The 5,562-nt window shown below is 66.1% G+C and carries 4 protein-coding genes, 1 pseudogene and 1 riboswitch; all 5 genes and pseudogenes read right to left on the reverse strand.

Translation table 11 applies throughout. The features are described from left to right. Positions 1 to 97: 97 nt before the first annotated feature. Positions 98 to 430, reverse strand: coding sequence for a thioredoxin family protein (locus tag D183_RS0106710; protein WP_017908329.1), 333 nt, complete (start codon positions 428 to 430; stop codon positions 98 to 100). Positions 431 to 517: 87 nt separating this feature from the next. Next, positions 518 to 1,078 carry a flavodoxin gene (locus D183_RS0106715; RefSeq protein WP_017908330.1) on the reverse strand — a complete coding sequence of 187 codons (561 nt, stop codon included), beginning with the start codon at positions 1,076 to 1,078 and terminating at the stop codon, positions 518 to 520. 91 nt (positions 1,079 to 1,169) lie between these two features. After that, positions 1,170 to 2,210, reverse strand: a complete 1,041-nt coding sequence (locus tag D183_RS0106720; protein WP_010340146.1) for a ribonucleotide-diphosphate reductase subunit beta — start codon at positions 2,208 to 2,210, stop codon at positions 1,170 to 1,172. A 108-nt stretch (positions 2,211 to 2,318) separates the two neighbouring features. After that, entirely contained in the window at positions 2,319 to 4,733 is a 2,415-nt protein-coding gene (locus tag D183_RS0106725; RefSeq protein ID WP_017908331.1) for a ribonucleoside-diphosphate reductase subunit alpha, read from the reverse strand. Between the two features lie 181 nt (positions 4,734 to 4,914). Continuing rightward, positions 4,915 to 5,133, reverse strand: a riboswitch (cobalamin riboswitch). 188 nt (positions 5,134 to 5,321) lie between these two features. Further along, positions 5,322 to 5,562 (reverse strand): annotated as a pseudogene (locus D183_RS0106730) (hypothetical protein); the annotation flags it as partial.

A 5,562-nucleotide genomic window follows, 5' to 3' on the forward strand; every position in this document is an offset into this window, starting at 1 on the left:
AAAAGTAACTCGCCCGAAAGGGCGAAAGCCTTTGCTTTCGCTTGAGATTTGCTTGTCGGACGAAACAAAGAACCGTAGATACGAGGAACGCGAGCGCTCAACCCAGATGCGTGCGCACCGCTTCGTCGATCTTGGCCGGCGGCACGAAACCGGGCACCCGCGCCACTTCCTCGCCCTGGCGGAACAGCATCAGCGTCGGCGTCTGGCGCAGGCCCTGCGCGCGGAAGAACTCCTCGCCCACGTCTTCCATCTTCACCTTGAGCAGGGTCACGCCCTGCGCGCTGTCGCCCTCGGCGAAGCGCTCCAGCGACTTGTCGAGCATGCGGCAGCCCGGGCAGTTGTCCTTGTTGAAATCGGCCAGCACGCGCGGGTGGGCGGCGAGCGCATCGGCGAACTGTTCGGGGCTGGAGACGGTGATGGTGGTGAGCATGGAACGAAACCTTGTCTGATGTCGGAAGAAGCCCGGCGTGCGATGGGAACGCCGGCAATGCCAGGAAACGGATGAACGACGACGGCGTCAGCCGCTGCCAGGCAACGGCAACACCCTCGCAGCGAAGCCAGCCGCGCCCGCGGGAGCGGACTCGGCAGCGGCCACCGGCACATCGCCTGCCAACGACGCGCGCGCCGCGCGCAACGCCAGCACCTGCGCGCACCACGCGTCGATCGCAGCGTTGTCGCGGTCGCCATGCGGCATCTGCTCGATCTCCAGCAATGGATAAACACTGTCGAAGAACCGCGCGATGCGCTTGACCGCACCGCAGTAGTACTCCAGCCCCCACTGCGTCTCGCCGGTGCCGAACGCCGCCACGTCGATCGTCTTGCCTGTCGCTTCGACCAACTCGGCGATATAGCGCTTCATCTCCGCCGGCGTGCGCCCGGCGTTGTCGCTCCAACTGCCGAGCAGATGCAGGTCGAAGTCCGCCGCACGCGCGGCATCGCCGAGCGCGCCCTGCAGCGTCTGCAGGTCGGTGTGGATCCAGGTGACCGCGTGCCCGGCCGCCTCGCACTGCGCATGCACGCGGCGGGCGACGTCGCGGGTGTTGCCGCTGAGCGAAGCGTAGGCGAGCAGGATGTGCATGGGGCGGGGATTCGGGAATGGGGATTCGGGATTCGTCAGGGCGGGGTTCGCTTTTGCCAATCCCCAATCCCGAATCCCCAATCCCGGCTCCTCACAGATCGTCGAAGCCGTTGTCCGAGTTGGTCTTCTTGTAGCTGGCGTTGCGCATCTCGAAGAAGTCGGTCTTGGTCTCGGTGAAGTTGTCGGCGTAGGCCTTGATCCACGGCATCACGTTGTCGCTGGCGCCGCTGTACAGCTTCTCGATGCCGAGCATGCCGGACATCTTGTTGGCGCGGTACTTCACGTACTGGATCATCTCGTCCACGTCGATGCCCTCGATGCCGTCGAGCACTTCCGAGGACCACTCGGTCTCCAGGCGGATCGCATGCTCGAAGGCCTGGTGCACGTAGTCGGTCAGCTCGTTGGTCTGCAGCTCGGCGTTCTCGCCGATGATGGCGCGGATCAGCTCGCTGATGAACTTGGTGTGGGCCAGCTCGTCGCGGTTGATGAAGCTGATGATCTTGCCGGTACCGGTCATGCGGTTCTGCCGGACCAGGTTGTAGAAATACGCGAAGCCGGAATAGAAGTTGATGCCTTCCAGGATCGAGGACTGGATCAGCGAGCGCAGCAGGGTCTCTGCGGTCTTCTCGCGCATGAAGTCGTCGTAGGCCTGCATGATCGGCTGGTTGCGCGCGATGATGGTCGGATGCGTGCGTGCGATCTCGAACACGCGGTTCTGGTCGGCCAGGCCGGCGATCGAGGCCAGCACGTACGAGTAGCTCTCGTTGTGGATCACTTCCTGCTGGCCGATGATCGCGGCGTTGGCGTGCGCGGCCGGGTCGGTGATGTACTCGGCGACGTTGTAGATGAAGCGCGTCTGCGGCGAATCCAGCGTGGCCAGCAGGCCGATGATCGAGTCGTAGGCGTTCTTCTCGCGCGCCGACAGCTCCCCGTACTGCTTGGCATCGCCCTTCATGTCCACTTCGTCGGGGATCCAGAAGTTGGTCGACAGCTCCTTGTACGCCCGGTAGAAGGACGGGTACGGGATGTCGTTCCAGTTGAGGATGCCGCTGGTGGTGCCGTTGATGATGCCGGTGGAACGGTTGGGGTGCAGCGGTTCGAGGATCTTGATGCGGTCGAGCGCGATGGCCATGGATGTGCTTCGATAGTCGGGTGAACGGCGCCGGCGGACGGCGCGGGAATGCGGGACGCGCGCGGCAGGACCGGCCTGCCGCGCGGCGCGGGCGTCAGACGCCGGCGATCAGCTCGAGCACCACTCGCACTCGCTGATGTCGATGTCGTTGGAACGCACGTAGTAGGTGGTCTTCAGGCCTTCCTTCCACGCGGTCATGTGCAGGTCCAGCAGGGTGCTGGCGCGGATGCCGCTGGGCACGTAGAAGTTGAAGCTGATCGACTGGTCGACGTGGCGCTGGCGGCGCGCGTTCTGGCGCACGCTGGCGAACTGGTCGACCTTGTAGGCACCCTTTTCGTAATACGGATAGGTGTCCACGGTCAGCCCCGGCGCCACCACCGGACGGCGGAAGTCCTTCTTCTCCTCGTAGTAGAACGCGCTGTAGATCGGGTCGATCGACGCGGTGGAGCCGGCGATCTGCGCGGTGCTCATGTTCGGCGCCACCGCCACCATCCAGGCGTTGCGCACGCCGTGCACGCTCACCTGCGCGGCCAGTTCCTGCCACTCGGCGCTGTCGTAGCCGCGCTTGGTGAAGTACTCGCCGTTCTGCCAGTCGCTGCCCTTGAACACCTTGTACGCGCCCTTCTCCTTGGCCAGCGCCAGGCTCGCCTGGATGGTCAGGTAGTTGATGCGCTCGTACAGCGAATCGCTGTACGCCTCGGCGTCCGGCGAGTTCCAGTCGATGCCCTTCTGCGCCAGCAGGTGGTGCCAGCCGAAGGTGCCCAGACCGATCGCGCGGTACTTCTGGTTGGTGATGGTGGCCTGCGGCACCGGCAGCTCGTTGAGGTCGATGACGTTGTCGAGCATGCGCACCTGGACGCGGATCAGCCGCTCCAGGATGTCCGGCGACAGCAGGTCCGGCTGCGCGGTCACCGCGCGGCCCAGGTTCACCGAGGACAGGTTGCACACGACGAAGTCGCCGGCCTGCTTGGTGGTGACGATCTGGTCGCCGCTGATCATCTCCTGGATGACCCGCGTCGGGCTCATGTTCTGCAGGATCTCGGTGCACAGGTTGCTGGAATAGACCATGCCCTGGTGCTTGTTCGGGTTCATGCGATTGACTTCGTCGCGATAGAACATGAACGGGTTGCCGGTCTCCAGCTGGCTGACCATGATCCGCTTGAACATGTCGATGGCCTTGACCACCTTGCGGCCGATGCGCTCGTCGGCCACCACTTCCTCGTAGCGCGCGCGGAAGCTGCCTTCGCCGCGCTTCTCGTCGAAGAAGTCCTGCAGATACCAGCCCTTGACCTCCTTCACCTCGTGCGGGTCGAACAGGTACCACTCGCCGCGGCGCTCCACCGCTTCCATGAAGATGTCCGGCACGCACACCGCGGTGAACACGTCGTGCGCGCGCAGGCGCTGGTCGCCGTTGTTCAGGCGCAGGTCCAGGAACGCCTCGATGTCGCGGTGCCAGATGTCCAGGTACACGGCGATGGCGCCCTTGCGCTGGCCGAGCTGGTCCACCGACACGGCGGTGTTGTTGAGCTGCTTGATCCACGGCACCACGCCGCCGCTGGAGTTCTTCACGCCGCGGATCGCCGAACCGGAGGAACGCACGTAGCCCAGGTAGGCGCCGACGCCGCCGCCGTGCTTGGACACGCGCGCCACGTCGGTGTTGGAGTCGTAGATGCCCTGCAGGCTGTCGTCGACGGTGTCGATGAAGCAGCTCGACAGCTGCCCGCCGATCTTGCCGGCGTTGGCCAGGGTCGGCGTGGCCACGGTCATGTACAGGTTGGACAGCGCCCAGTAGGCCTCGCCGACCAGCTGCATGCGGCGCTCGCGCGGCTTCTCGTCCTGCATCAGGTACAGGGCGATGGTCAGCCAGCGCTCCTGCGGCAGCTCGTAGACCTTGCGCGAGTTATCGGTGGCCAGGTAGCGCGTGGCCAGCAGGTACAGGCCGTTGTAGGCGAACAGCTTGTCGCGCTCCGGATCGATCATGCGGCCGGCTTCGGCCAGTTCGTCCTTGGAGTAGTTCTTGAGGATGTCGATCGAGTACACGCCGCGGTCGGCCAGGCTTTCCTGCAGGCCGACGTAGGAGCCGTACTTCTCGCCGGCATCGTAGAAACGGTTCTTGCTGGCGCGCTTGTACAGGCGGTCCAGGTACAGGCGCGCGGCGAAGTACTCCCACTCCGGCGTGGCGATGTCCACGCGCGACTCGGCCTCGCGGATCAGGTAGTCGACCATGTCGTCGGCCGACAGGCTTTCCTTCTTCTCGATGAAGGCGAAGGCCTTGCGCTCGTAGTCGCTCACGTCCAGCTGCGGGAACTCGGCGTGGATCCGGTCCAGGGTGCGCTGCAGGCGCGAGCGGTCGAAGGCCATGCGGCGGTTGCCGCCGTCCTTGACGATCCAGGTCACGGCGCGCTGGTCGTTGCTCGGCTCGCTGCTGGCCGTCGGCTCCGGCTGGGCAGTGGCGGCAGCGGTCGTGGGGTCGACGGCGGCGTCGACGGACGCGGTGGCCGGCAGGCTGTGGGTCTGGCTCATGAAGGTCTCCAAGCGTGGTGCACGCGGCCGCCCGACCCTCGCAGGCAGCGGTCCGACCGGGTTCAATGGTGGGCAGGCGGTGTCGCGAAGACTGCAAACGGCGCAGGCACCGGGCCTGCGGGCGGTCAACGCTGCACCGACCCTCTCCCCCCGGAGAGCGCGCGGTCGGCGCCGCGCGGTGTGCTTCGCGCGGCTGTCGGCAGGTCTTCGGGCTGATGGGCAACGGCCGTGGCCGGTTCCTAGCCCGTCGCTTCCCAAGGCGGGCGCCTCAGTGCGGATGACGGGTTCGTTCCCAATTACCGCTGCGGGGCAGCGCCGGACTTGGCGTTGGCACGCCGCACCGGCTTCCCTTTTGATCCCGCGGCTTGGAGCCGCCGGAACCGACCACCCCAAGATAGTGGGGTCGGCCGACGACGTCAACGCTAAATATGGGTGAAATTACGAAAACCTAAGCCTGGCAACGGTTTGCCGCCGACGGCCGATTCCGGCCCCGCCACGGCATCCATTCCTGGCCGTGACGAGGCCGTGAAGTCGGCCGCGGACAGGCGCATCCATGCCCCCGAACTTCCCCCGACACCGCACCCTCGCCTACGGCCGGCACGGCACCACGGTGCCGCTCGCATCGGTGCAGGTGCCGGTGTGGACGATGCTGCCGTCCTGCACGCTGGTGCTGCCCTGGTAGCTGCCCTGCGTGCCATCGACGCTGCTCTGGCGGCTGCCGCTGAGCGTGCCGTCGGCGGCCCGGGCCAGGCTGCCGCTGCTGCTCGCGCTGGCGCCGTCGGCGCGCTGGACGCTGGCACTGCCCTGGCGGCTGGCGCTGCCGTCGGCA

Origin of the sequence: Xanthomonas sp. SHU 199 (genome assembly GCF_000364665.1) — a bacterium.
GTDB lineage: Bacteria > Pseudomonadota > Gammaproteobacteria > Xanthomonadales > Xanthomonadaceae > Xanthomonas_A > Xanthomonas_A sontii.

Excerpts from the sequence above, each read along its gene's own strand:
- D183_RS0106725 (WP_017908331.1), bottom strand. The coding sequence starts at position 4,733 with ATGAGCCAGACCCACAGCCTGCCGGCCACCGCGTCCGTCGACGCCGCC.
- D183_RS0106720 (WP_010340146.1), bottom strand. The coding sequence starts at position 2,210 with ATGGCCATCGCGCTCGACCGCATCAAGATCCTCGAACCGCTGCACCCC.
- D183_RS0106715 (WP_017908330.1), bottom strand. The coding sequence starts at position 1,078 with ATGCACATCCTGCTCGCCTACGCTTCGCTCAGCGGCAACACCCGCGAC.
- D183_RS0106710 (WP_017908329.1), bottom strand. The coding sequence starts at position 430 with ATGCTCACCACCATCACCGTCTCCAGCCCCGAACAGTTCGCCGATGCG.